This window comes from Mycobacterium sp. AZCC_0083, from assembly GCF_014202335.1.
In the GTDB taxonomy this organism is placed as follows: Bacteria; Actinomycetota; Actinomycetes; order Mycobacteriales; family Mycobacteriaceae; genus Mycobacterium.
The window spans coordinates 339,840-364,900 of the sequence record NZ_JACHGP010000007.1 but is presented as its reverse complement, the minus strand read 5'-3'; the positions used below and the strand labels follow the sequence as shown (position 1 = coordinate 364,900).

23 protein-coding genes are annotated in these 25,061 nt (G+C 63.5%); 19 read left to right on the top strand and 4 right to left on the bottom strand.

Annotation, left to right across the window (positions count from 1 at the left end):
- Positions 1–210 precede the first annotated feature (210 nt).
- The 10 genes from HNP02_RS19575 to HNP02_RS19530 all read left to right on the top strand — a co-directional run bounded on the left by HNP02_RS19575 (position 211) and on the right by HNP02_RS19530 (position 10,833).
- Entirely contained in the window at positions 211–1,956 is a 1,746-nt protein-coding gene (locus HNP02_RS19575) for an amidohydrolase family protein (protein WP_184441509.1), read from the top strand.
- Between the two features lie 13 nt (positions 1,957–1,969).
- Positions 1,970–2,425 (top strand): lipocalin-like domain-containing protein, encoded by a 456-nt coding sequence (locus tag HNP02_RS19570; protein ID WP_184441508.1) that lies wholly within the window; start codon positions 1,970–1,972, stop codon positions 2,423–2,425.
- 262 nt (positions 2,426–2,687) lie between these two features.
- On the top strand, positions 2,688–3,326 hold the full coding sequence (locus HNP02_RS19565) for a histidine phosphatase family protein (protein ID WP_184441502.1): 639 nt from the start codon (positions 2,688–2,690) through the stop codon (positions 3,324–3,326).
- Positions 3,327–3,367: 41 nt separating this feature from the next.
- Entirely contained in the window at positions 3,368–4,666 is a 1,299-nt protein-coding gene (locus HNP02_RS19560; RefSeq protein ID WP_184441500.1) for a cytochrome P450, read from the top strand.
- Between the two features lie 25 nt (positions 4,667–4,691).
- Positions 4,692–5,690 (top strand): hypothetical protein, encoded by a 999-nt coding sequence (locus tag HNP02_RS19555; RefSeq protein ID WP_184441498.1) that lies wholly within the window; start codon positions 4,692–4,694, stop codon positions 5,688–5,690.
- A gap of 344 nt (positions 5,691–6,034) precedes the next feature.
- Positions 6,035–7,402 carry an SRPBCC family protein gene (locus HNP02_RS19550; RefSeq protein WP_184441496.1) on the top strand — a complete coding sequence of 456 codons (1,368 nt, stop codon included), beginning with the start codon at positions 6,035–6,037 and terminating at the stop codon, positions 7,400–7,402.
- Positions 7,403–7,444: 42 nt separating this feature from the next.
- Positions 7,445–8,194, top strand: a complete 750-nt coding sequence (locus tag HNP02_RS19545) for an SDR family NAD(P)-dependent oxidoreductase (RefSeq protein ID WP_184441494.1) — start codon at positions 7,445–7,447, stop codon at positions 8,192–8,194.
- On the top strand, positions 8,191–8,769 hold the full coding sequence (locus tag HNP02_RS19540) for a nuclear transport factor 2 family protein (protein ID WP_184441492.1): 579 nt from the start codon (positions 8,191–8,193) through the stop codon (positions 8,767–8,769). The genes HNP02_RS19545 and HNP02_RS19540 overlap by 4 nt, the downstream gene beginning before the upstream one ends.
- Positions 8,770–8,812: 43 nt before the next feature.
- Positions 8,813–9,823: a thiamine pyrophosphate-dependent dehydrogenase E1 component subunit alpha gene (locus HNP02_RS19535; RefSeq protein ID WP_184441490.1), complete on the top strand. Its 1,011-nt coding sequence runs from the start codon at positions 8,813–8,815 to the stop codon at positions 9,821–9,823.
- An 8-nt stretch (positions 9,824–9,831) separates the two neighbouring features.
- Positions 9,832–10,833 carry an alpha-ketoacid dehydrogenase subunit beta gene (locus tag HNP02_RS19530; protein WP_221317747.1) on the top strand — a complete coding sequence of 334 codons (1,002 nt, stop codon included), beginning with the start codon at positions 9,832–9,834 and terminating at the stop codon, positions 10,831–10,833.
- A gap of 21 nt (positions 10,834–10,854) precedes the next feature.
- Here HNP02_RS19530 and HNP02_RS19525 read toward each other — a convergent pair whose 3' ends face one another.
- Positions 10,855–11,511, bottom strand: coding sequence for a TetR/AcrR family transcriptional regulator (locus HNP02_RS19525; protein ID WP_184441488.1), 657 nt, complete (start codon positions 11,509–11,511; stop codon positions 10,855–10,857).
- A 23-nt stretch (positions 11,512–11,534) separates the two neighbouring features.
- Between HNP02_RS19525 and HNP02_RS19520 the strand changes: the two genes are divergently transcribed.
- Entirely contained in the window at positions 11,535–12,128 is a 594-nt protein-coding gene (locus HNP02_RS19520) for a TetR/AcrR family transcriptional regulator (protein ID WP_184441486.1), read from the top strand.
- Positions 12,129–12,141: 13 nt separating this feature from the next.
- Here HNP02_RS19520 and HNP02_RS19515 read toward each other — a convergent pair whose 3' ends face one another.
- Entirely contained in the window at positions 12,142–13,680 is a 1,539-nt protein-coding gene (locus HNP02_RS19515) for an AMP-binding protein (RefSeq protein ID WP_184441484.1), read from the bottom strand.
- A 102-nt stretch (positions 13,681–13,782) separates the two neighbouring features.
- Between HNP02_RS19515 and HNP02_RS19510 the strand changes: the two genes are divergently transcribed.
- The 6 genes from HNP02_RS19510 to HNP02_RS19485 all read left to right on the top strand — a co-directional run bounded on the left by HNP02_RS19510 (position 13,783) and on the right by HNP02_RS19485 (position 19,697).
- Positions 13,783–14,169 (top strand): OB-fold domain-containing protein, encoded by a 387-nt coding sequence (locus HNP02_RS19510; RefSeq protein ID WP_309241629.1) that lies wholly within the window; start codon positions 13,783–13,785, stop codon positions 14,167–14,169.
- Complete coding sequence (locus HNP02_RS19505; protein WP_184441482.1) at positions 14,166–15,332, top strand: thiolase family protein; 1,167 nt, start codon at positions 14,166–14,168, stop codon at positions 15,330–15,332. Before HNP02_RS19510 ends, HNP02_RS19505 begins: the two co-directional genes overlap by 4 nt.
- On the top strand, positions 15,329–16,558 hold the full coding sequence (locus tag HNP02_RS19500; RefSeq protein WP_184441480.1) for an acyl-CoA dehydrogenase family protein: 1,230 nt from the start codon (positions 15,329–15,331) through the stop codon (positions 16,556–16,558). The genes HNP02_RS19505 and HNP02_RS19500 overlap by 4 nt, the downstream gene beginning before the upstream one ends.
- Before the next feature lie 34 nt (positions 16,559–16,592).
- A complete protein-coding gene (locus tag HNP02_RS19495) occupies positions 16,593–17,669 on the top strand; it encodes an acyl-CoA dehydrogenase family protein (RefSeq protein WP_184441478.1) in 1,077 nt (358 codons plus the stop codon).
- 83 nt (positions 17,670–17,752) lie between these two features.
- Complete coding sequence (locus HNP02_RS19490; RefSeq protein WP_184441476.1) at positions 17,753–18,892, top strand: phosphotransferase; 1,140 nt, start codon at positions 17,753–17,755, stop codon at positions 18,890–18,892.
- Positions 18,893–18,920: 28 nt separating this feature from the next.
- Positions 18,921–19,697: an SDR family NAD(P)-dependent oxidoreductase gene (locus HNP02_RS19485; RefSeq protein WP_184441474.1), complete on the top strand. Its 777-nt coding sequence runs from the start codon at positions 18,921–18,923 to the stop codon at positions 19,695–19,697.
- 91 nt (positions 19,698–19,788) lie between these two features.
- On the opposite strand, the gene HNP02_RS19480 is transcribed toward HNP02_RS19485, so the two are convergent.
- Positions 19,789–21,270, bottom strand: a complete 1,482-nt coding sequence (locus HNP02_RS19480; protein WP_184441472.1) for an aldehyde dehydrogenase family protein — start codon at positions 21,268–21,270, stop codon at positions 19,789–19,791.
- Between the two features lie 86 nt (positions 21,271–21,356).
- Positions 21,357–22,115 (bottom strand): ABC transporter permease, encoded by a 759-nt coding sequence (locus HNP02_RS19475; RefSeq protein WP_184441470.1) that lies wholly within the window; start codon positions 22,113–22,115, stop codon positions 21,357–21,359.
- A gap of 602 nt (positions 22,116–22,717) precedes the next feature.
- Here HNP02_RS19475 and HNP02_RS19470 point away from each other — a divergent pair.
- Together HNP02_RS19470 and HNP02_RS19465 are read left to right on the top strand one after the other, a co-directional pair.
- Positions 22,718–23,572: an ABC transporter permease gene (locus HNP02_RS19470; protein ID WP_255506677.1), complete on the top strand. Its 855-nt coding sequence runs from the start codon at positions 22,718–22,720 to the stop codon at positions 23,570–23,572.
- Between the two features lie 6 nt (positions 23,573–23,578).
- Positions 23,579–25,027, top strand: a complete 1,449-nt coding sequence (locus HNP02_RS19465) for an MCE family protein (RefSeq protein WP_184441466.1) — start codon at positions 23,579–23,581, stop codon at positions 25,025–25,027.
- Positions 25,028–25,061: the final 34 nt, after the last annotated feature.

Below are 25,061 nucleotides of genomic sequence, written 5' to 3'. Positions count from 1 at the left end.
TGACTTACTGTACGGATAACCAGACAAGTACTGTGGCGTACGTTACATCCGCCGCAACAGGGGTGCAACACCGGTACTCGTTCAGCGCACGCACCTTTGGGTTGACAGGCTGTACGGATAACCAGACAATCAAAACTCGACCAAGCCAGCCCACCGACCGACTGGCCGGCGAACGCAGTTCTCGACCGATGGAAAGCAGGACCTCTTCAGATGACGACGGCGACGACGACCCACGACCTCGTGCTCCGCAATGGACTGATCGTCGATGGACGCGGCGGCGTACCGTTCGTGGCCGACCTTGCTGTGAAGGACGGGCTGATCGCCGACATCGGCGCGGACCTGGCCGAGGGTAGGGAGGAATTCGACGCCACCGACCTACTCGTCACACCCGGTTTCGTCGACATCCACACCCACTACGACGGGCAGGTCACCTGGGAGAACACCCTCGCGCCGTCTTCGAACCACGGCGTCACGACGGTAGTCACGGGTAACTGCGGTGTCGGCTTCGCGCCGTGTCGGCCTGCTGACCAGGTCGCCCTGGTCGAACTCATGGCTGGAGTCGAAGACATTCCGGAAGTGGTCATGGCCGAGGCACTGTCATGGAATTGGGAGACGTTCCCGAATTACCTCGACGTCGTCGACTCGCGACCGCACGACGTCGACATCGCCGCGATGTTGCCGCACTCGGCACTACGCGTATACGTGATGGGCCAACGTGCCATCGATCGCGAGCAAGCAACCGAGGACGACATCACGAAGATGGCGGAACTCACCCGGGAAGCCATCCAAGCTGGCGCGATCGGCTTCGGAACCTCACGAGCATTGCAGCACAAGAGCACCCGAGGCGAATCCATCCCCACCGTGCGCGCGCACCGGGATGAGTTGGAGGGGATCCTCGCGGCGATGAGCGTTGAGGGATCCGGTGTCTTCCAAGCCTTGTCGGACTTCGACTTATTCCAAGACGTCCGCGGTGAATTCGCCATGCTCCGGGGTCTGGTCGAGAAGACGGGCCGTCCCATGTCGTTCACCCTCAACCAGAAACACGACGATCCCGACGGCTGGCGCGAGATCCTGGGACTCGTCGAGGAGTCCACCGCCGCCGGGCATCCGATCAAGGCGCAAGTCTTGTGTCGCGCAAGCGGTTTGCTGCTTGGGCACCATGTCAGTTTCAACCCGTTCATGGCATGCCCTAGCTATCAGGTCATCGCCGACCTTCCGTTCGATGACCGGATCGCCGAGCTTCGCCGAGCCGATGTGCGTGAACGCATCCTCGCCGAGTATGGCGCGCCTGAGTACTCGGAACCCGTTGAGAAGTGGGACAGGCGATACTTCGTCGGTGATCCGCCCAGCTACGAACCCGACCGTTCGGAGTCACTGACCGCGCTTGCTGCCGGTCGAAACGTATCGCCGGCCGAGCTCGCCTATGACGCTCTGCTGGAGGAGGACGGCCGACGCCTGATCCACCACTTCATCCAGAATTTCGCAGAAGGCTCCCTTGATGCCGTACACGAGATGGTCGTCCACCCCGACACCGTCCTCGGTCTCGGCGATGGCGGCGCGCACCTGGGACTGATTTGCGACGCCAGCTACACCACCACGATGCTGGCTTACTGGACTCGCGACCGGGAGCGCGGTCCGAGGGTGAGCCTGCCCGCGGCAGTTCAAGCTCTGACGTCGTCGACTGCAAATGCGGTCGGCTTGTGTGACCGCGGCCAACTCGCACTGGGCTACAAGGCCGACATCAACGTCATCGACTACGCCCACCTGCGCCTCCATGCGCCCGAGGTGAAACACGATTTGCCCGCCGGGGGGAAGCGGATCGTCCAAGGCGCAGACGGGTATGTCGCGACGTTCCTCAACGGTGTGGCGACCCACAGGCGAGGAAGTGCCACTGGCGCGATGCCGGGCCGACTAGTCCGTGGTGCGCAATCCGCACCTGCGACCACTCAGGTCTAACACGAGAGGGACGATGATCGAAATGCTTATGGAACGCCTTGTGGGCGGCTGGAGACTCGACGCCGTGATCGGGACTCATGACGACGGAAATACCTTCTATCCCATGGGAAGTAGCGTTCAGGGGCGTATCGTCTACACACCCGCCGGGCTCGTCGCGGTGAACCTCATGGAGGGCGACCGTGAACTACCCGAGGCGGGTACGAGGTGGCCTCGGGTCGCCGAAGCGGACGCCGCGTTGTGGGCGCGGACGTACATGGCCTACTCAGGCCGGTACTCCGTCGACGAGCAATCTCAGATCGTGCACCACCACCTTGACATGTGTTTGGACCCGACCATGGTCGACACCGACCAAGTGCGTCATGTCGAATTCGCTGCCGACGGAGAATTGAAACTCGGTGTGCCCCTTGACGAATTCAACGGGCAACCCATCCAATCCATCGTCCTGGTGTGGCATCGCGAAACCGATTGACTCGGTGCTCAGAACCGAAGTTCGATGCCGACCGAGGGCGCAGAAATCGAACCCGGCCTCTGGCCGCCCGCGACTACCACGACGCCACATGCACATGACACTGATCAAACTCAATCACTTCGTCGAACGTGAATCGGGCGTTCAATGGCTCCAACCAGTTGCGTCTCGTGACCGCATCGCGCGCCTACTCGGCAGTCCGCGGGTATATGGTGACTGAATAAAGTAAGTACGAAGCTCGCCTGTCGGAGACTGGAGTGCCTCAATGCGGTTGATATTCATACGTCACGCCGAAACCGAATCGAACGTTGCCGGCATCATCGACACCGGTGTCCCAGGCCCCGGGCTAACTCCGTTGGGAAGCCGACAAGCCGATGCATTGGTCAACTCGCTCGCTGGTGAGGATATCGACGCGATCTACGCATCCACCCAAGTCAGGACCGCGCACACGGCCGGACCCCTTGCGCGGGCGCGCCATTTGGAAGTCGCCACCGACTCGGGCTTTGGTGAGATTTCCGCGGGATCGCTAGCGATGCGCGGTGATCCGCCCGCCATCGACTGTTACGTGGGGGTCTTGGGTGCGTGGGTGGGCGGAGAGTTGTCATCTCGCATGCCCGGCGGAGAAGACGGACATGAGTTTCTCGGTCGGTTCGACGCCGCTCTGGCCCGAATCCGCAGTTCGGGTTGTCGGACGGCGGCAGTGTTCAGCCATGGCGGGGCGATCCGGACGTGGACGTTGATCCGAGCACGCAATGCCGATGCCGCAGTCGATGTCAATTGCGACATCGAGAACACCGAAGCGATCCACGTGATGTGGACGGGGTCGGTGTGGGAGGCCGTCCGGTCCACCGTTCTCGAGACTGCCCCTTGCGTTCATGCCAATCCCCTGCCAGACTTCGAGTAACTGTAGTCGCTGACTAGTTACTAAGGAATGTGGGTAGATCGTTGACGGAGATCAAGGCCACTGCCCCTGGCTCTTGCCCATTCGATCCGTACACGGCAGCGGTGAACCACACCACTGATGAGGCATACGCGCACATGCGTATTCAGTCACCGGTCCATCAGTTGTCGGGGACGAATGTCTTCCTCATCACCCGATACGACGACATCGTCGCGGCAGCCCGGGACACCGAGACGTTCAGCAATGAATTCGTCAGCCCGGGTATCGCACTGGGGCAGGGAAGCTCTGAGATATCAGGAGAACTCGCAGCGATCCGAGCGACCGGCTACCCCCAGGTACCGACGATGCTGACGCGCGATGACCCGGCGCACAGTAGGTTTCGTCGCCTCACCACGCGAGCATTCAGTGCCAGAAGGATCGACTCCTGGACAGCCGACATCGAACGCATCTGTAATGGTTTGATCGACGGCTTCATCGACGCCGGCGAAGTCGAGTTCGTCTCGGCGTTCGCAGTACCTCTGCCGGTCCGCGTCATCGCATTCGCGTTGGGCGTGCCGGCCGAGCGCGAACAGGACTTCAAGGCGTGGACCGATCACGCAACGGCGGCGATCGGGGCGGATCCGGGCGACGACGCGCGGCTCGACGCGGCGCGCGGTCTGGTGGAATTCCAACGCTACTTCGCTGCGGAACTCGAGGATCGACGGGCCCATCCGCGCGATGACTTTCTGACCGACCTGTTGAACGCGGAAGTCGCGGATGACGACGGCCTAGACGACCGGCGTCCGCTCGACGAGACCGAAATGTTGAGCATCCTGCATCAGCTGCTCGTTGCTGGAAACGAAACCACGACGGCCCTGCTCGCCTCGGCGGCGATCGAGTTGAGCGACAAGCCGGAGCTTCGGAACGCGATCCGCAACGACCGAAATGCGTTGCGGGCGGTCGTGGAAGAACTCCTTCGCCTCTCCTCGCCTGCGCAAGGCATGTTCCGGATCGTGCGCCGCGATGTCACCGTTGCAGACAAGTTGATTCCCGAGGGCGCCACCGCGATTCTGATGTACGGCTCCGGAAATCGGGATGCCGAGCGGTTCGAGTGCCCGGACGACTTTCGCGTTGATCGTGAATCGAAGCAACACTTGGCCTTCGGTCACGGACTTCACTTTTGTATCGGCGCCAGGTTGTCACGCCTCGAATCCGAGATTGCACTGCGTCAACTGTGCCAACGCATGGACGAGATGTGGTTGACGGCGGCACCGACCTATAAGCCCAGCTTCGTGCTCAGTGGGCCGCTGACGGTACCGCTGGCCTTCAAGCGAGCCGAGCGCTCGACCACCGACTGTAATTAAACCCACAACAAAGGAGAGAAGGACGATGTCTGAAAAGCGGCCCACCCTAGGAGACTTCAACTTCCGCAACGTGGCAGCCAGCTACGAACCGAATTTGGCGCTGTTGATGCCGGATCAGCCCCATTGCGGATTGTCGCTACAGTCTCAGTATCTCTACGGCGGATTGACAAGCGAATCCGGCGTGACCTACGTCCTGGAGCGGAAGTTCATCGGCCCGATGTCCGGCGGGAACTACGTCCTGAACAACAAGTCGGGCACGATGGAGCTCGCGCCGGAGTCGGGCCACACCGCGAAGGGTGAGCTGGTGCGCAACTTCGAACCGACACAACGGCATTGGGCCTCGAAGGGCATGCTCCACGACAGCGCCGAGCTACCCATCGACCTCACCATTACCGACGAGAACCTCACCTGGTCCGAGGGCGACGCGCTGAATCTGTCCGGTGCTCGGCCGGCCTACGGCGTGCAGTTCTTCGCCCCTATGCGTGACGAACCCCTCGCCTATGCCAGCCAGCCGTACTGGTTGACGGGGACCATCCTCGGCGAGCGTTGCGAAGGCCCGGTGTTCTTCGACCACGTCTACTTCCGCCACGGCGTCGAGTGGAAGGAATACCGTTGGTACACCGACGTTCAGGTGTCCTGGAATGTGTTCGCCAACAAGTTCGACGACGGGTCCGTGGAGTGGGGCCACATCGCTCGCGGCAGGCAGAGTTGGTCGGTCGCCGCGGTGATGAACAACGATGAACAGCTGGCGATGTGCACCGACGTTCGGGGCGACTTCACCCTCGACGACGAGGGCTACGTCACGGGGGCCGACTACGACTGTGGTTCCGAAGGAGTGTGGACCTTCACCGGGGATCCTACGCAGAAGTTCACGGGCTTCAACAATGCACGTTGGGGTGGCTACCGGGCGCAGGGTGGCACGACACGCCGCAAGGGGGACGATCGCAAGGTGGTGGGCGGTTGGACATGGTTGGAGTGCTTCGCAGATCGGATCACCTCGGAAGGTCTTCTGCGGCAGTCCTAGTGGGGCGCGGCCTTGCGGACGGCTCCGGCGCATCGCCAGCGCAACCGAAATCCCAAGAGCCTCAACCAACTGATCGGAGCGGTTTAGATGCGACGGCTGTCGCACCCCTTCACCGGGTGGACGTACGAATGGGCCGACGACGGTGTCGGTCCGGTCTTGGTGACTGATCGCGATGGTACCCGCGGACACTTCGATCGCGACGGTCGACCTGTCGCCGGTGACTTGCAGTACGCCGATCCGGAGATGTGTCGGTGGATAGCCAGTGGAGGCCCCGCCGCCGGGGGACCGGCGGGGCGGAGCCGGCGATTTGCGGTCCCGGAATCCGCTCCCGTGGATACATCGCGATGACGAAGGGCACGACCACACGCGGCAACCACGCGACGGGAATGAGCTATCAAGACATCCTCGACACCGATCGCTGCGAGCCGCCGGCGACCTATCGGTGGCAGTCATCGTCGTCCGCAGGACCCGTGGAAGTTCCGGTATCGCGGTATCTGTCCGTCGAGGCGCACCGGCTCGAGAAGGAGTACCTGTGGTCACGCGTGTGGCAGATCGCCTGCCGCGCAGAGCAGCTGACCGACGTCGGCGATGCCGCGGTGTACGACATAGCCGACAAGTCCTACCTGCTCGTGCGGGCGGCGGACGGGCCCGACGGCGTCCGTGCATTTCCGAACGCGTGCCTTCACCGCGGCCGCGCACTTCGAGACGGGCCGGGTCGGGTATCGGAAATTCAATGCACCTTCCATGGCTTCTGTTGGTCGCTGGAGGGCAAGCTGAGACGAATCCCCAGTGCATGGGACTTCCCCCACTTGGAACCGCACTCCTTGACTCTTCCCCGGGTCCACGTCGGCCAATGGGGTGGATTTGTATTCATCAACCCGGATCCGGACTGTGAGCCCCTCGCTGAATACCTCGGGGTGCTTCCTGAACTCTTCACGCGCTGGCCGTTGGACCAGCGCTACACCAAAGCGCATGTGAGCAAGGTGATCAACGCCAACTGGAAGGTTGTGCAGGAAGCCTTCATGGAGAGCTATCACGTGGTGACCACCCATCCGCAGCTGCTGCCGGGCTTCGGCGACGCGAACAGTCAATACGACGTCTTTGGCAACGTCGCCCGCGCGATGAGCCCGCGCGGCGTGCCCAGTCCGCTGCTCGCCTGGAATCCCACCGAACAGCAACAGCTCGATTCGGCACTGGACGTCCGTCAAGACGACCCAGCCATCTTTGCGCTCGGGGAGGGCGGTCGGGCGCGCCACGCTCTGGCCGACGCGGCGGCCGCGGCGCTACGCCCCCATCTCGGCGACTCGGTCGAATGCCTCAGCGAGGCAGAACTCGTCGACAGTTACTTCGTCGACATCTTTCCCAACGCCCATCCGTGGGCTGCCTACAACCAGATCTTCTATCGGTTCCGCCCCAACGGCGACGACCATCGAAGCGCTCTGATGGAGGTCATGCTGTTGGCGCCGTATTCGGGTGAAAGGCCAATGCCCGCGGCAGAGATCAGACTGGGCGCCCAGGATGCGTGGCGGGACGCCACCGACGTTCTGGGGTCCTTGGCACGCGTCTTCGATCAGGACGAATTCAATCTCGAGGCCGTGCAGCGTGGCCTGCACAGCACTCAACGGGCCGCCGTCAACCTGGCCGCCTATCAGGAGAGCAAGATTCGGCACTTTCACGAACTCTACGAGCAATGGGTGCCCGAGCTCGCCTGACCGGATCGACGAACAGCCCACGCCGGCGCAGACGGAGGAACGATGGACATTCAAGGCAAGACAGTGATCGTCACCGGGGGAGGTGGCGGGATCGGAAGTGCCGCAGCATGTGTCCTTGCCGCACGCGGCGCGTCGATCGTCCTCGTTGATCGCAACGAAGGCGCGATGGCTGCCGTACTGGACCGACTCACCCCTGGACGTCACCGCAGTATGAACGTCGACGTCGGCGACGCCAAGGCGGCCGCGGGCGTCTTCGACGTACTCGATGGCGACGGTGCTCAACTCGTCGGCGTGGTGAACGCCGCGGGCATCGTGTCCGGCGGCTCGCCCTGGCCGGCAAGCGATCTTGGGCGGATGGTCTCGGTCGTCGCGATCAACACTGCAGGCACGGTTCTGTTCTCGACGCTGGCGGCACGTCGACCGGACCAGCGGGGGATGGTCGTGGTGAACGTTGCCTCGGCGGCCGCGATCCGCCCACACGCGCCGGATCCGGCCTACGCGGCCAGCAAGGCGGGCGTGGTGGCGTTCACGCGCTCGGCGGCGGCCGCCGCGGTCCCCGGTCTAAGGGTCAACGCCGTGCTGCCGGGTGTGGTGCGGACGCCCATGCTGAATGATACCGGGGAGGACGGCGTGGCCCCCTGGTTGGCGCCGCGCCTGCAACACCAGTTGTTGAGCCCAGAGCAGGTTGCCGAGACGATCGAAGAATTCGTCGTCGGTGACCAGAACGGTGAAATCTGGTCCCTGGAGCTCGACAAGGCGAATCCAGGTCGGGTACTGCGGAGCTCGCTATGAGCGCGCCATCAGACGCCGCCGAGAACGCACTCGCGCAGGCCATCGCCGCTGAAGGCGACCCGGTGATCCGACGCAACCTGCAGGTGGTCGCCGAGCACATCGACGCCGAGGTCGCGGGCGATCTCGACAGGTTGATGGCCACCCTCGTCGCGGAACCGGTGTACCACATCTGGGGAGCGTCCAACAGCGTTGGACCGCAAGGCTACGACGAAGTGCGGGCGAACTACGAGAACCTCGTCGCGAGCGGAAAGAACCGGCTGGCCTACCGAGTGAGCCGCGCGGTCGCCGACAGCCGCTGCGTGGTCACTGAAGGCCATTTCGTCTTCGCGTATCCAGGGGTGGTCCTTCGACAAGACGAATTGCCCACGGGCGAGCCGATTCTGGCGGACCACTGGTACCTCGTCGAGTACAAGTGCGTCGTGCTGTGGCCCGTCGACGCCTCGGGCCGCATCCAAGGTGAAGAGCTCTACGCAGGCGAAGTCCCGAGAGTGATCAGACCGCTCGACGATGGTGAGCTGACCGATCTGGGACCACGGGGTCGCAGCAACGGCACTCTGACGGCGGGTTGGATATGACGTCCACCCACGAGGTGAATCGCATTCGATCGGAGAACAAGTCATGACCACTCATGCCGGCACTGCACAATTGGGAGCGCAGAACCTTCCCGACGGTGCCGCCTTGGAACGCATGTATGCGCTGATGCTGACGACCACCCTCGCCGATGACAAGGCTCGTGAGGAGGCGAAGGCCGGCCGCTTGCAGGCTGCCTTCTATCCGGTGCGGGGTCTTGAGGGCGTATGCGCGGCCTTGAACGCCGCACTGCGCCCAGACGACCAACTGGTGTCGACGTATCGGAACCTCGGCGACGCTCTCGCCAAGGGAGTTTCGTTGCGGTCGATCGTGGCCGAGTTGTACGGGCGCGTCGACGGAACATCCCACGGCAAGGGCGGTGGGATGCATCTGCACGACAGCTCGGTCGGCTTCATGACAACGACCGGAATCGTCGGATCGGGATTGCCGATCGCTGCCGGATTGGCGCTGGGCGCCCAACTCGACGACGGCGATCGTGTGGTGGTGGTGACCTTCGGCGATGGCGCTACCTCGATCGGCGCGTTTCACGAGGCGATGAATCTTGCCGCCCTGTGGTCGCTGCCGCTGATCTTTCTCTGCCAGAACAACCAATGGGGCGAACACACCCCCATCGCGGAGTACGCGGGCAACGTCGACCTGACCGCGCGCGCAGCCTCCTACGGCATGGCCGCAACCCGCGTGGACGGTTTCGACGTCATGGCGACGCTGCGCACGCTGCGGCGCGCGGTGGCCGCCGCCAGGCGCGGTGGAGGTCCGGTCTTCGTCGAAGCGGTCACGTACCGCCTCACGGGACACACGGGAACCGCGGACTTCAGCTACGTTCCCGCCGACGAGTTGGAGGCAGCTACCAAGCGCGATCCGGCGCCGAACTTCCGGACTCGGCTCCACGACGATCACGGATTCACCGACGATCAGCTGTCGGCAATCGAACATGCGGCCGCGGAGACGGTCTCGGACGCATTCGACTTCGCACAGGCGAGCCCGTTCCCAACGACCGAGGCACTCTATACCGACGTGTTCGCCGTCGACCACCTGTGAGGAAAGCAATGACCCTTGTTTCAGAAGACGGCGAACGGCAAGTGATGAAGGCCGCTGGCGCAATGACTTCGGCCCTCGAGTGCGCCATGGAGACCGACGAGAAGGTGATCCTGCTCGGCGAGGACATCGCCGACCCCATCGGAGGTGTCTTCAAGATCACCAAGGGACTGTCGACCAGGTTCGGCCGGCATCGAGTGCGGGCGACGCCCATCTCCGAGCAGGCGATCGTCGGCACCGCGATCGGTCTATCCATGGTCGGCTACCGACCGGTGGCTGAAATCATGTTCTTTGACTTCATCACGGTGGCCATGGACCAGATCATCAACCACGCAGCCAAATCGCGCTACATGTCGGGGGGCGCGACCCCGGCGCCGATCACGGTTCGCACCACGGTGGGTGGCAGCCGTTTCGGCGCACAGCATGCCCAGATGCTGGAGGCTTGGTTCATGCACACGCCCGGCATCAAGGTCGTCATGCCGTCAGGGCCACGAGATGCAAAGGGGCTCCTGGCATCCTGCATCTTCGACGACGATCCATGTCTGTTCATCGAGCACATGGGACTCAACTTCAGCGTGAGCGAAGAAGTCCCACTTGGTGACTTCCGGATTCCGCTCGGACAAGCGAACGTCCTCAGACCGGGATCCGATATGACCATCGTGACCTACGGATCCATGGTCGGGCCGTGTTTGGAGGCACACGACACTCTTGCCCGCGCCGACATCGGCTGCGAAGTCATCGACCTGCGCACGCTCTACCCCCTCGACTTCGAAACCATCTTCGACTCGGTCACCAAGACACGGCGCGCCTTGGTGGTCCACGAAGCCACGCAATTCTGCGGCCCTGGAGCCGAGATCAGCAGCCAGATCCACGAGCAGTTGTTCGGCGAACTTCTCGCGCCGGTCCTCCGATTGGGGGCCGAATACACGCCAGTACCGTTCTCGTCGGCCCTTTCGGGCTACCCGACGCACGACAAGATCGTGTCGGCAGTCCGCTCCGCGGTGCGGCCGTGACGGTTTTCCAGGAACCGGTGCTCAGTCGAACACGATGCGGTGGCCAACCGCTTGCAGCGACGCCTCCAAGGCCTGAGCGGATCGACGGCTGAGCGGTCCTCCATCGAGGCGCAGAGGCATCACCGAGATCATCAAGTGAACCAGCGTCCGTGCGGTCAGCACGTCGTTGATGCTGTTCGAGCCCGAGGTGTCTGCGGACCCTCCGTCCCGCTCAAGATAGCGAAACGCTGCCGCCACGTGGCGTGCCTCGTGCTCCTCACGTATTAGGGCGCTTCCGGGGGTGGCGCCCGGGAGCTGGCTATAGAGCATCTTCGAGGCGTGTGGATGATCGTCAGCCCAGCTATTGCCGGCATGAATGACAGACTGCAGTTCTTCGGCAGACCCGGGTGCATGCCCCAGGCGCGCAGCCTCGACGGTGCTGTCGAGGCTGTCGTAGACCGCTGCTATCGCGGCGTCGAATAGGTCGGCCTTCGTCTCGAAGTGATAGTAGATGCCGGACTGCACGACGCTGGCGCGCACCGCGATGTCGTTCACACTCGCGTCCGCGAAGCCCTTCTCCGCGAATACTGAGACAGCCGCTTCGATGATGCCGAGGCGGCGTGAGGGCCGGTGCGCCGCACGACGATGGTCGTCAGCCTTCTGGGATTGGACAGACAGCGGTCCTCCTCGGGTCGACATCTTCTAGGACTTACTATAGATGGATGGCAGTTAAGCGCGCGGCGCATCGGCCTTCACGCAAGCACGAGATCGTGGCGGCGACGTTGCGTCTGTATGCGTCCATTCCTCGGGAGGCGATCGCCGTGGGCGACATCGCGGCCGAATCGAAGATGACCGTGGCTGCCTTGTATTACCACTACGCGACCAAGGAGGAAATCCTCCTGCACGGGTTGACCGCCTTCGCGGACGACTTCGCCGAGGAGACATCGGCGTACTTGAAGAACGATCCCGCCGCGGTCCAGAACGTGGTCGTCCATCTCTTGGACTGGATGCGGGACCGTCATGATGCCGCAGCGGTCTGGTTTGCCTACAGCAATGGCCTGAGCACTGCCGTCGAGGAGGCTCGTCGAACTACCAACGGGCGCGTTCTCGGCGACCTGATAAAGGCCGTTAAAAAGGCGAATCCACAGTTTCCGCTGCCTCATGCGTCCGTGGTTGCGGCGGCGCTCATGGCTCAAATCGATGTCTGCGCGCGGGCTTGGTTGGTCAACGACGAGCAGTGCTCAGGGGTGGCAGAGAACGACTTCCGCTCTGCGGTAGCAGGTTTGAGCGCGCGAATCATCAGCACGCCGGTGTAGCGGACAGCTGTTCCTAACCAGATATGGTGCGCCGGGAATCCCAATAGCTGGCCTTGAGGGACCGTTTGTTCACCTTGCCCATCTCGTTTCGTGGGAGTTGCGGCACGAACTCGTAGGTTCGAGGGCATTTGAATCCCGCGAGCTCGCGGCGGCACCAGGCGCCGAGCTCTTCGAGGTCGAGGGGGAGACCGGTGGCTACCACGAGCGCGTGAAGGGCCTCGCCCATGTCCGGATCGGGCACGCCGATCACGGCAACTTCGTGAATGCCAGGGTGTGTGATGAGAACGTTCTCGCACTCGGCCGGGTACAGGTTCACCCCACCGGAGATCACGACATCGGTGAGCCGATCGGTGATGTAGACGAACCCGGAAGCATCGACGTAACCCACGTCGCCAAGGGTCGCCACGCCCGGCTTGACATACGCATTTCGGGACTTCTCGGCGTTGCCGTGGAACTGCAGCACGCGCCCGTCGTTGAGCTCGACCCCAAGTACACCGATCTCACCTGGCTCGAGCTCGTTTCCGATTCCGTCGAACGCGGCGATCCGCAATGGTGGGACGGCCTTGCCCACCGAACCCGGATGTCTCTGCCAATCTTGGCTGGAAATTCTGGCCACGGTGCCGAGCTCGCTGCCGCCGTACGATTCGACGAGGATCGGTCCCACCCAATCGATCATCGCCTGCTTGACTTCGCGTGGGCACGCCGAGCCCGTATGCGCCAGTGTCTTCAAGCTGCTGACATCCCCAACGCGACGGACGTCAGCGGGCAGCGACAGAAGTCTGCTGAAATGCGTCGGCACCATGACGCTGGACGTAATGCCATGCCGTGCAATGAGAGTCAGCGCCTCCCTCGGGCCGAATCGTGGCATCACGACGACCGGCTCGCCGGCGACGAGGTGCCGGACACTGGTCAGGGGACCGTTGTGCTGCAGCGGCCCGACTACCAGGTGCGGGCCCGGGGGAAAGCTGGACCCCTTGGCCAGTTGTTGCAGATACTGCATCGCCGTCGTCGCGCGCTGAGGTGGTAGCCAATGAGCTTCGGTGGCGCTGGGGCGTCCGGTGGTCCCCGACGTGTAGACCATCAGAGGGCGGGCCGGACGCGCCGCGAGGTCGACATCCACTGGTGATCCCGACGACCATTGCCCCCATTCGAGAAACCCCGCTGGCGGATCGTCAATACCATGGGCCACTGCGGTTTCGACCACGCCACCCGCCACGGCAGCGGCGGCGGCATCGACGCCGGATGGCCCCACGAGCATTGCCCGGCAATCCGCGGTCTTTAGCTCGTGAGTCAGTTCGGCTGGGGTGGCTTGGCGGTGTATGGCCACGGTGCCGACACCGCTGACGAGGCCGGCCACGTGCGCGACCAGCGTCGGCACCGCGTTCTCGCCGCTGACGCCGAGCCGGACACCGGCGGGCAACCGGGCCAGGTGGCCGGCGACTCCACGCACGGAGTCTGCAAGTCGTGCCCAGCTCAGCGTGATCGTGCCGTCGGTGACCGCGATGGCGTCAGGCGTGCTCGTGCTGCGTTCAGAGATCCCGCCGAGATACATGCCCGCCTCCGTTGATGGGAAATCGGCCCTTGCAAACCCATCCCTGTTACTAGAGACTACACCCAGTAAGTCGGGTGCCATCGCAGTACGGGAGGTTCACTGGTGGCCTATCTTTCACCGGAGGTCTTCGCATCGACCGAGCCGCTGTTGCTGGCTGGATCTCGTTGTCTGGACTGCGATCACGTTCAATTTCCAGCTGGCAAAAACTGCCCAAGTTGTGCGAGTAACGAGTGTCGGCGGTTTGCACTCCCGGACCGCGGTGTCGTGTGGACGTGGACGGTTCAGCGCTTCGCGCCAAAGCCGCCCTATATCGTCGCCGACGGCGACTTTGTGCCGTTCGCGGTGGGCTACGTGGACCTGGACTGTGTTCTCGTCGAATCGGTGCTTCTCGGTCCCATCGCGGAGCTGTCCATCGGACAGCCAGTCCACCTCGTGAGTCACCGCCTTTCGGGTTCAGGCGACGAGCGCTCCTACGCATTCAGCGCATGAACAGGTCCAATGACGTCTACGTGGTGGGTCTCGGTATCCATCCCTTTGGGCGGCACGACGGAGTCAGTGCATTGGACATGGGAACGCACGCGGTCCGATCAGCGCTAGATGACGTCGGATTGACCTGGAAGCAGATCGATCTCGCCGTAGGGGGTAGCAATACGGCGAAGCCGGACGCGTTGGTGGCGCGGTTGGGACTGACTGGCCTGTCGTTCGTATCGGTTCGCAATGGCTGCGCCACGGGCGGGCTGGCGCTGTCGACGGCGGCCAATGCACTGCGTGCCGGTGAAGGCGAGTTCGCCGTCGTGGTCGGTTTCGACAAGCACGAGCGAGGAGCCTTCACCAGCGATGCCGCCTCCTATGGGCTGGGTCCCTGGTATCCAAGGTCGGGTCTGATGGTCACGACGCAATACTTCGCCATGCGGACGCGCCGGTACATGCACGACTATGGCGTCACCAACGACAGCCTCGCCCACGTCGCGGTTCTGTCCAGTCGCTGTGGGGCAGCCAACCCGATCGCCTGGCGTCGACGCGAGCTGAGCACGTCGGAAGTGCTGTCTGCGCCCATGGTGTCGGATCCCCTGACCCAGTTGATGTTCTGCCAGCCCAACGAGGGCGCGGTGGCCCTCGTCGTGGCGCGCGGCGAGCGAGCATTCGAGCTGTCCGACCGGCCCGTGCGGGTTGCCGCCATTGCGGCACGGAGCCGTGGTGTCGAGTCCTTCGAGGTCTACTCACCGTCGATGACCCCCGGTCGGTCGGGCAGTCCGACTGTGGCCGCCGCTGCCGCCGCGCTTGGGGGAGCTGGCATATCTGCGCGTGACGTCGACATTGCGCAGGTGCAGGACACCGACACCGGTTCGGCGCTCATTTCACTGGCCGAGACGGGCCTGTGTGAAGACGGTGCGCAGACGGAGATGCTCAATGTTGGCGATCTTGCGCCCGAAGGTGGGCTGGCGCTCAACACTGACGGAGGCTGTCTTGCCAACGGCGAACCGATCGGGGCCTCGGGCCTACGGCAGGTCCACGAGATCGTTCGTCAGCTGCAGGGCAGACCGCTGGGACTGGCTGCCGCACCGAGACCGCAGATCGGATTCACCCATGTATACGGCGCGCCCGGGATCGCGGCGTGTTCTGTTCTGACGACCGTGGATACGACGAAATGACCAAGCCCGACATCGCCATTTGGGAAGCCGACGTCCGGTCGTGGTTGGAAGCGACCGTTGGCTACGTCGACGACGTCGGACACACACCGGACTTGGAAGTGTTTCGGGACCTGACGGACGACCGCGAAACCGTGGTCCTGCAATACGTGCGCTCATACCGACGCGCCCGATTCGATGCCGGTTACGGCGCATTGACCCTTCCGGCGGAATACGGGGGAGCGGGACTGCCCGCGTCCTTCGCGGCCCGGTTCAGTCAGATCGAACGGGGGTACGCCGTGCCTCCTTCGACCGAACTCATCAGCGTGACGACGGGTCTGGTTGCTCCTGCGGTCGCCCTCTACGGAAGCCAGGCGCAGCGCGATCGATATCTTCGTGCCTTGTTACGCACCGACCTTCTCGCCTGTCAGCTCTTCAGCGAACTTGGCGCCGGTTCGGATCTGGCAGGTTTGACGTGCCGCGCGGAGTCGGACGGAGCCGGCTGGACGGTCCATGGCCAAAAGGTGTGGACGTCGGGCGCTCGCCACGCCGATCTCGGTCTGCTTCTCGCGCGCACCGATCCGACAGTCGGCAAGCACCACGGCATCACCGCGTTCCTGGTACCGCTGGATTCGCCTGGCATCGCCATCCGACCGATCCGCCAAATGAGCGGGGCAAGTTCGTTCAACGAGGTCTTCCTCGACGCGGTGACGATCCCCGACGAGCTCAGGATCGGTGAAGTCGGTCAAGGCTGGGAGGTCGCCAAGGCGACATTGGCATTCGAACGGCAGGCCTCCGGCAGTGGGACGCGCCAGAAGGGGGGCACGTTCGAAGATCTGCTCGCCGTCGCCCGAAGGCGCGGCCGCCTATCCGACCCGGTAGTGCGCCAAAACCTGATCGACGTCTACGTGTTGGCCGAACTGCGGACGGCGACCAGCCAACGGGTGACGCAGGCCGCGGCGGCGGGTGAGTCGCCCGGCCCCGCCGGATCGGTTGGCAAGCTGGTGGCCTCTGAACTCCTTGTCGCCATTGGCGAATACGCGCTCGAACTGCTGGGAACCGACGCCATCGCGGACCACGGAAACGGTGACTTCGCCTGGACCGCCCACTTGCTCGGTGCCCCGGGATATCGGCTCGCCGGTGGCACCGACCAGATCCAGCGCAACATCATCGCCGAGCGTGTACTGGGGCTGCCGCCGGAGCCCCGGCCCGACGTGGGGCGGTCCTTCTCGGAACTCGCCAGAGGATGATCCCGCCCGTGCCGACGACCGATGGAGGAGTTTCATGACCGCGGATGCCGCAGCTCCCGACGTCCTCGATGAGCTTCGCGCCACCGTTCGGAGCTTCGCTCAGCACTTGGGCGGCACCCAGCTCGCCCGTCGCGCGATCGAATCGCCAACGCCCGGATTCGATCCCGATGCCTGGCGGTTGCTCTGCGAGCAGCTCGGCATCGCCACCCTTGGCCTTCCTGAGGACCTCGGTGGCGTGGGTGGATTGCGCGAATTGGTCGCTGTCGCAGAGGTGTTCGGTGAGTCACTGCTGGCCATCCCGTTCTTCGGCAGCACGGTACTGGCCGGGCAGGTCCTGGCCCGCTGTGGCGATGCGGCGCACTCCACCCTGGAAAAGATGTCCGAGGGAACCATCTGCGCGCTCGCGACGTCACCGCCCTTCGGTGGGCAACCGCAGTTGTCGCTAGTTACGGACGGCACCGTCTCCGGCCACGTGCCCACTGTGATCAACGCACCGGAAGCAGACGTGCTGATTGCCGTTACCGCCGAAGCGGTGGTGCGCGTCGATCTGCCGGATCCCGGATGCGAGGTGACCCGCCTGCGCACCCTCGACCTGACCCGATCCATCGGTTCGGTCACGCTCCGCAACGCTGCGTGCACCATTTTGCATCCGGTCGACCATGCCGCGGTGGTGCGGCCTGCTTTGGAAATGGCCGCGTTGGCCCTTGCCGCCGAGCAGCTCGGCGGATCGCAGGCCTGCCTGTCGATGACCGTGGACTACGTCAAGGAGCGTCGTCAGTTCTCCCGCACCATCGGCAGCTTTCAAGCCATCAAACATACTCTGGCCGACGTCCTCATCAAGATCGAGTTGGCGCGCTCGGCTCTGTCGCGCGCACTCGAGGTCGAGTCGGATGGCCCTCGCTTCGCCGAAGCGGCTGCGGTGGCCCGTATTTGGTGCAACGAGGCCTACCGGTTCGCCAGTGCCGAGGCGATCCAGCTGCACGGTGGTATTGGATTCACGTGGGAACACGACGCGCACTTGTACTTCCGCCGGGCCAGGTCCGATGCCCAATTGCTCGGCAACACGGCCGACTGGCGTGAGCATCTGGCGCAAACGCTTCAATGGGCCTAACGATCAACGAGGGCGAGTAACAAGAAATGACTTACAGAAACTCGTTGACTGGACACCGTTCGATCGGGCATCCTGTCATCGTGATGGGTGTCACTGACACGACGGAGGACAAATTGCCAAGGCTAGTCGACCAGCCAACACCGACGCGACTGTCGGAGATGACGCCCGAATGGCTTACCGCGGTCATGCAGTCTTCAGGCCAGATCCAGGGCGATGACATCGTTACGGGCTGGCACGCCTCGCCCATCGGCGAAGGCATCGGCCTGCTGAGCGATCTCGCCAAGCTGGAGTTGCAGTACGCGTCCTCCGGCAACCCGGTCCCTGCGCTGATCGCGAAGTTCGCAGTGACCGACGGAGTCAACCGGGCGGTGGCCCAGGGTCTGCAGACCTACGAGCGCGAAGTCAAGTTCTACCAAGGCCTGGCCGCCGAGATTGGTTCGTGTTGCCCACGGTCGTACTTCTCAGACGTCGATCCAGTCACGGGCGACATGGTCTTGCTGCTGGAGGACCTCACCGCTTATCGCGCCGGAGACCAGACTCGCGGGTGCACGGTTTCCGAGGCCGCCATCGCGCTGGACGCGGTGGCCCGGTTGCACGCCGCGACGTGGCATGCGGAGGGACGCGACGACCTGGCGTGGTGGCCGACCATTGAGGGTCCGCTCTACAGCGGAGCCATCGGGGTCGCCGTGGCCAACGTGTTCGATAAGACCATGGAATCGTTCGCTGCGTTCGTTCATCCCGACGTCGTCGAGGCCGGCGAACGCTTCAAGGCGGCAATACCCGAGTTGCATCGGCGAATGGCGCAGGGTGCGCAGGCGCTCATCCACGGCGACTACCGACTGGACAACTTCATGTTCGGCACGCGGGCCGATCACCGGCCCTTCGTCATGCTGGACATGCAAGCGCCGATCGTGACCAAGGCCGTGCACGACGTCGGTTACCTACTCTCGCAGAGCCTCGACGTCGAGAACCGCCGGACCAGCGAGCATCAACTCGTGACGCAGTACCACTCGGCGCTCGTCGGCTATGGGGTCGCGGACTATTCCTTCGAACAATGTTGGGAAGACTACCAACTCGCAGTCCTGCACTGCCTGGAATACGCGATCGTCATCGCGGGAACGCTGGAACCGGGTAACGCTCGCGGGCGCAAGTTCGTCGAGTCCTGCCTGCAACGTTCCTGCCAGGCCATCGTTGACCTGGACCTGCTCAGCCTACTTCCCTAATTTGACTCCACGACGCACGGAGGAACGCATGCAGCTCGACAACAGGGTCGCCCTCATCACCGGCGGGACTCGCGGTATCGGTTTCGGCATTGCCTCGGCATTCATCGCCGAAGGCGCTTCGGTCGTCATCACCGGCAGAAGCCAGGAAAAGGGCGACAAGGCGCTCGCAGAGCTCGGGCAGCCGGAGCGGGCCGCGTTCATCGCGGGCGATGGAACGAGCCGCGAGAGCGTCGAGGCGGCGATCGAGGGCACCGTATCGCGGTTCGGCCGGCTCGACATCCTCGTCAACAACGTCGGTGGCGCAGATGAATTCGCTCCGGTCGCGGCAATGTCCGACGAAGTGTGGGAGCGTGGGCTGCTGTTCAACTTGACCAGCGCGTTCTATGCCTCACGGAAAGCCCTCGAGTACATGCTGCCGCAGAAGCACGGCCGGATCATCAATATGTCCTCGGTGGAAGGCAAGCACGGCAAGCCCTTCATCGTCCAGTACGTAACGGCCAAGCACGCCCTCAACGGATTCACCAAGGGACTCTCGAAAGAAGTTGCTACAGAAGGCATAACCGTCAACGCCATCTGTCCCGGTCTGGTCGTCACGGATCTGATCCGGGAGTCGGCGGCAGCGGCGGCGGGGTCGGCCGGCATCAGCACCGAGACGTTCCTCGACCAGTACGCAGCGGAGGCGGCACTCGGTCGAGCCATCACTCCCGCCGAGGTTGCAGCGATGGCGCTGCTGCTGGCTTCCGATGCCGGATCGGGGGTCACGGGCGCGCTCTTGTCGGTCGACGGAGGTACCGCCGCCTACTGACGATTGAATCGGAATCGAGAATGAGCCTGGGTGACATGGGATTCGCCGCAAACCCCGCGGTGCCAGCTGGCACGAGTGTCGTGGCACGACTCTAGCGCGGTCCAAGTGGATCCACTGACGCTCGACGTCTGACCAGTGGGCGCAGCGTCTTGACCGCCATGCGCATCGAGAACTCGGCGGCAGTCCCGAACGGGGGAGAAGCAAGAGACATGACGCTGTAGCGCCCGCCGGTCGACACCGTGGTACGGAGATGGCTGAAGGAGTCGAAGCCGGCCTTGCCGTGGTAGTAGCCGGATCCGCTGTTGCCGACCCCGCCGAACGGCGCACCGTTCGGTAGGGCGTGGATGGCGAAGTCGTTGCGAGACAGACCTCCACAACGGATGTGACGCGAGAACACGTCATAGTCCCGACTCGCGGGACCGTACCAGTAGGCGGCCAGTGGCGCCGGTCGTTCGGCGACTTGGGCAAGGACGTCGTCGATCGTGTCATACGGGATGACACCGAGAATCGGTCCAAAGACCTCTTCGTGATACAGCAGCATGTCGGCGTCGAGATCCCAGGCAAGTGTGGGAGCCATCCACCGGTGCTGAGCCGACGAAGGCTCCTCACCTTCGGGAAGCAGAGTCTTGACCTTCGCGCCCTTGGATTCGGCGTCACGCACGAGGTGTTGCAGCCGAGCGTAGTTGCCCTCGTTGACGATCCATGGGTAGGACGCATTGCTTGCGATCGTAGTCCACGTGCGGCGCCACGCTTCTTCTGCGCGTTGAAGGAACTCGTTCAGCTTCGCTCGGGGGACCAAGGCATAGTCAGGGCAGAGGCACAACTGGCCACCGTTCGTCATGCGTCCGCCGGTAATGCGTTGCGCGGCCCTCGCAATGTCCGCGTCTCGCGCCACTACCGCGGGGTTCTTGCCGCCGAGCTCCAGCGTCACCGGCACCAGGTGATCGGCAGCCGCCCGCTGGACGAGCTTGCCGATTGCGGGCGATCCCGTGAAGAAGAGATGGTCGAACGCCAGGCCGGCGAAGGTGCTGGCCACCGAGGCATCACCCACGACTACCGCAAGTTCCTCCGGGGCAAACGCCTCATCCACCACACGTTCGAGAACGTCTGCAGTGCGCGGTGTTACCTCGGACATCTTGACCATCACGCGGTTCCCTGCGGCCAGAGCGGCGAAGGTCGGCTGCAGGGCCAGGGTGATCGGAAAGTTCCACGGAGCGATGACGCCTACCACGCCGAGGGGCGTTCGCTCGACGCGCACGTGCATGCCGAGCAGACTGTGCATGCCTGGCCGCAGCCGGCGAGGACGCGACCACGCCGCGACGTTGCGTCGGATGTGAAGGACGTCGGGTAGGGGCGCAAGGATGTCCGTGGCCAATGTCGCTGCCGCGCAACGCTGGCCGAAGTCGTCATTGGCGGCATCGCACAATGCGTCGGCATTGTCGAGCACCGCGGACATCAGCCGGTCCATCCGGTGCCGACGGACGGCAACGGAGGGAAGAGGGTCATCCCGAAACGCCGAGCGCTGCTTGCCCAGCAGGGCATCTAGTTCGGATGGTGGCGGAACTGAGCTCACCGTTGAACCATAGCGCGCCGATTTCCAAGTTTATAGAGGGTAATTCTAGATAGTGTGTGATCTGTTGTTGGCCAGCGTAAGTGGGCCTACTTGTAACCGACCGCGGTGACCACCACGTTGATGACGAACAGTGCCATGAAGCTGAACACCACCGTCTCGTTCACCGCATTGCCCACGCCTGCCGGACCACCGCCGACGGAAGTTCCCTTGTAACAGGCGATCAGCCCCGCACACATGCCGAAGACCCCAGCCTTGCACAGCGCGAACGTGACGTCACGGCCAGAAATGAGCAAGGTCAACCCGCCTACGAATGCGCCAGGGGTCACGTGCTGAAAGAACACCGAGAACAGGAACCCGCCCACCAGCCCTACGATCGTGACCACGCTATTCAGCATCAGCGCGACGACGGTAGCTGCGAGTACGCGCGGCACCACGAGCGACTGTACTGGATTGATCCCCATCGCCCTCAGCGCGTCGAGTTCCTCGCGAATCGTCCGCGCGCCTAGGTCGGCACACATGGCCGTCGCTCCCGCCCCCGCAATCACGAGGACGGTCACCACCGGCCCGATCTGCTGTACCGAGCCCAGCGCCGCGCCACTGCCGGAGAAGTCGGCAGCCCCGAACTCGATGAACAAGATGTTGAGAGTGAATACCACCATCACCGTGAAGGGGATCGCCAGCATCACGGTAGGCCCGATCGACACGCGTGCGATGAACCACGCCTGTTTGATGAACTCGCGCCATGCGAACGGAGGCTTGAACATCAGTACGAACGTGTCCAGGCTCATGGCGAAGAACCCGCCGACGCCGCGCACGGACTTGCCGATGGCTGTGGTGGCACCCATGACTGTCCTAACCCCGATTCGCGGGTACGGCCGCTGACGCCCCGCAGCAGATGGATGGGGCATTGATCCGCCCGCAGCGCCCCGCGCCGATCGACATGACGTCCATGATTTAATCCTTCATTAGTTTGCTATCGGCTGTTTTGGTCTGATGCGTGGCGGTGTCTGGTGGCGCGGACCGTTCCGTTGTCCATGACTGTCCTGTCTAGCAGTAGCCCGGCGAGCTTAACAGTCATTGTGCGAAGAAATGTGTAGATATTGGCATGGAGCCACACTATGAGGACTTTCGTTTCTGCTTGGCGTGTCTATTAACTCGATGAGCTGGCCCCATGGAACACATTCCGCGGGCAGGTATTGCCCGCGGCCCGGGGTGTGGTGTACGTTGCAATGACACCGACTTAGTGGTGTACGTCTCAAGTTTGCTGTAAACAAGATATGCGACGCTGCGAGGAGTCTTCAATGGCGGACGTGGTGGGTCAGCCCAGTTCCGGAACATGCCGAAGGTTGGGGCAGGCCGTCGCGGGTGAGGGCCATGTGGCCGGCGGTCGGATTGAATGTTGCGGGCGAATGCCAGGACGGCTTTTCGATATCCGGGCGGCCTCGCTTTGAGCGTCGCGGCAGCCAATACGTTGCGCCCACGATTGCACCGTCTCAGTTACCGCGTGACGCAGGCTTTGACCCGGCTCGGAGTCCAGACGCAGTTCTATGGGACGACGATAAGAGGTGTCTGGGACGCCCTGGTGCACTACAAGATTGAGTTGGTTCGGCTCATCGCGCAGATGAGCCTGGGGGTGGGGGCGCTCGCGGTCATCGGTGGCACGGTCGTCATCGTCGCTTTCTTGACGTTGTCGGCGGGTTCGCTGGTGGCAGTGCAGTCCTACAACCAGTTACAGCAGGTGGGCGTAGAAGCACTTGCTGGCTTCACCTCGGCATTCATCAATGTCCGGATCGTCGCGCCCCTGGTGGCCGTGATCGGCTTGGCGGCGACCATCGGCGCAGGGGCGACGGCTCAACTGGGAGCAATGCGCATCAACGAAGAAATCGACGCGCTGGAAGTGATGGGCGTCCGGTCCGTCGCATACCTCGCATCGACGCGCGTCGTTGCCGGCGTCATGGTCGTGATGCCGCTGTACTGCATCGCTGCGTTGATGACGTTCGCTGCCACTCGTATCGGCACCACGTTCGTCTACGGACAGTCGACGGGTGTATACGACCACTACTTCAACACGTTCCTCAATCCGACGGACCTCCTGTGGTCATTCGGGCAAGCCGTCGCAACGTCGGTCGTCGTGATGCTCGTTCATACCTACTACGGCTTCACGGCGTCAGGCGGGCCAGCGGGAGTCGGTGAGGCCGTGGGCCTTTCGGTCCGGACGTCGCTCGTAGCGGCGTCCTTCGCGACCTTGTTCGTATCCTTGGCCGTCTACGGTCAATCCGGCAGCTTCCACCTCTCGGGGTAGCGTCCAATGGACTCCATACGCCGTGACGGCGGTCTGCACCCCATCTGGTCGGCCCTGATCCTGCTGAGCAGCTTGGGCCTGGTGGCTTGGACGAGCCTAGCGCTGTTCATGGGCACTTTCCGATCCTTCGTACCGGTGACGTTGACATCGGACCGGGCAGGCCTCGTCATGGAGGAGGGCGCCAAGGTCAAGATGCGCGGCGTCGAAGTGGGCCGAGTCGGCGCCATCCGCGGCTCGCCCAGTCAGGTCGAGCTGACCTTGGAGCTGTACCCCGATCAGGCGAAGTACATCCCCGTCAATGTCGATGCCCGCATCCGCGCTACGACGGCTTTCGGGACCAAATACGTCGACCTCGAATACCCCGCCGCGGCGAGCCCGAACCACATCGCCGCTGGGGCGGTACTGATGTCGCAGAACGTCACGACAGAGGTCAACACCGTGTTTCAGAGCCTCGTCAACGTGCTGCACGAGATCGACCCCGCGAAGCTCAACGGCGTGCTGAGTGCTCTGGCCGAAGGGCTGCGCGGTCAGGGGGCCGCGATCGGTCAAGCTACGACTGCCGCCAATCACGTTCTTCCCGAGTTGAACTCGCGCATGGATGCGATCGGGCAGGATTGGCGATCACTGCGGAATTTCAGCGACGCCTACGGTGCCGGGGCTCAAGGCATACTCGCCATACTCGACCACGCGACCACGACGAGCGACTCCATCAATGCCCATGCCGCGGATCTCGATCACCTACTGGTGAGTGTCATTGGCTTCAGCCGAAGCGGAATTGGCGTGCTCGAGCCCAGTAAGGACAACCTGATCGCAGGCATCAACGCAACCGAGCCGACGACCGCGTTGCTCCATGAGTACGACCCAGAGCTGACGTGCTTGCTGGTCGGCGCAAAGCTCGTTGTTGATCCCGAGAGCGAAGGCGGGTACGGCAGCGCCGACTGGAACGGCGGCGCCAATGGCAAGTCCGAAATCCTCGACATCGGCCTGCTGCTCGGCGACGATCCGTACCGCTACCCGGACAACCTGCCGATCACCGGAGCCAAGGGCGGACCAGGGGGCAAGCCGAGCTGCGGATCGCTTCCGGATGTATCCAAGAACTTCCCGCAGCGCTACCTGGTGACCAACACGGGCTGGGGAACCGGCTTGGACATGCGGCCCAACCCGGGAATCGGATTTCCCGGCTACGCGGACTATTTTCCGACCACCCGTGGCGTGCCGAAACCGCCGAGCATCCGGCACGACGGAGCTCCGGCTCCGGGTCCCATTCCCTATCTCGGGGCTCCTCCTTACGGCGCAACGCTTTACGCGCCCGACGGCACTCCGCTGTATCCCGGCCTGCCGCCCGCACCACCGCCGGGTGCCCCGCGAGATTCGGGACCGCTACCGGGGGAGGAGCCGTTCGTCCCACAAAACACGATGGACATGCCGCCCACGCCGACACCGCCAACCCAGTAGCCCCAGATGCCAAGCACACATGAAAGGCGCAAAC

Coding starts and splice junctions, on each gene's coding strand:
- HNP02_RS19555 (WP_184441498.1), top strand. CDS start 4,692: ATGTCTGAAAAGCGGCCCACCCTAGGAGACTTCAACTTCCGCAACGTG.
- HNP02_RS19570 (WP_184441508.1), top strand. CDS start 1,970: ATGATCGAAATGCTTATGGAACGCCTTGTGGGCGGCTGGAGACTCGAC.
- HNP02_RS19540 (WP_184441492.1), top strand. CDS start 8,191: ATGAGCGCGCCATCAGACGCCGCCGAGAACGCACTCGCGCAGGCCATC.
- HNP02_RS19525 (WP_184441488.1), bottom strand. CDS start 11,511: ATGTCGACCCGAGGAGGACCGCTGTCTGTCCAATCCCAGAAGGCTGAC.
- HNP02_RS19505 (WP_184441482.1), top strand. CDS start 14,166: ATGAACAGGTCCAATGACGTCTACGTGGTGGGTCTCGGTATCCATCCC.
- HNP02_RS19485 (WP_184441474.1), top strand. CDS start 18,921: ATGCAGCTCGACAACAGGGTCGCCCTCATCACCGGCGGGACTCGCGGT.
- HNP02_RS19490 (WP_184441476.1), top strand. CDS start 17,753: ATGGGTGTCACTGACACGACGGAGGACAAATTGCCAAGGCTAGTCGAC.
- HNP02_RS19575 (WP_184441509.1), top strand. CDS start 211: ATGACGACGGCGACGACGACCCACGACCTCGTGCTCCGCAATGGACTG.
- HNP02_RS19500 (WP_184441480.1), top strand. CDS start 15,329: ATGACCAAGCCCGACATCGCCATTTGGGAAGCCGACGTCCGGTCGTGG.
- HNP02_RS19495 (WP_184441478.1), top strand. CDS start 16,593: ATGACCGCGGATGCCGCAGCTCCCGACGTCCTCGATGAGCTTCGCGCC.
- HNP02_RS19520 (WP_184441486.1), top strand. CDS start 11,535: ATGGCAGTTAAGCGCGCGGCGCATCGGCCTTCACGCAAGCACGAGATC.
- HNP02_RS19565 (WP_184441502.1), top strand. CDS start 2,688: ATGCGGTTGATATTCATACGTCACGCCGAAACCGAATCGAACGTTGCC.
- HNP02_RS19530 (WP_221317747.1), top strand. CDS start 9,832: ATGACCCTTGTTTCAGAAGACGGCGAACGGCAAGTGATGAAGGCCGCT.
- HNP02_RS19515 (WP_184441484.1), bottom strand. CDS start 13,680: ATGTATCTCGGCGGGATCTCTGAACGCAGCACGAGCACGCCTGACGCC.
- HNP02_RS19545 (WP_184441494.1), top strand. CDS start 7,445: ATGGACATTCAAGGCAAGACAGTGATCGTCACCGGGGGAGGTGGCGGG.
- HNP02_RS19475 (WP_184441470.1), bottom strand. CDS start 22,115: ATGGGTGCCACCACAGCCATCGGCAAGTCCGTGCGCGGCGTCGGCGGG.
- HNP02_RS19535 (WP_184441490.1), top strand. CDS start 8,813: ATGACCACTCATGCCGGCACTGCACAATTGGGAGCGCAGAACCTTCCC.
- HNP02_RS19550 (WP_184441496.1), top strand. CDS start 6,035: ATGACGAAGGGCACGACCACACGCGGCAACCACGCGACGGGAATGAGC.
- HNP02_RS19465 (WP_184441466.1), top strand. CDS start 23,579: ATGGACTCCATACGCCGTGACGGCGGTCTGCACCCCATCTGGTCGGCC.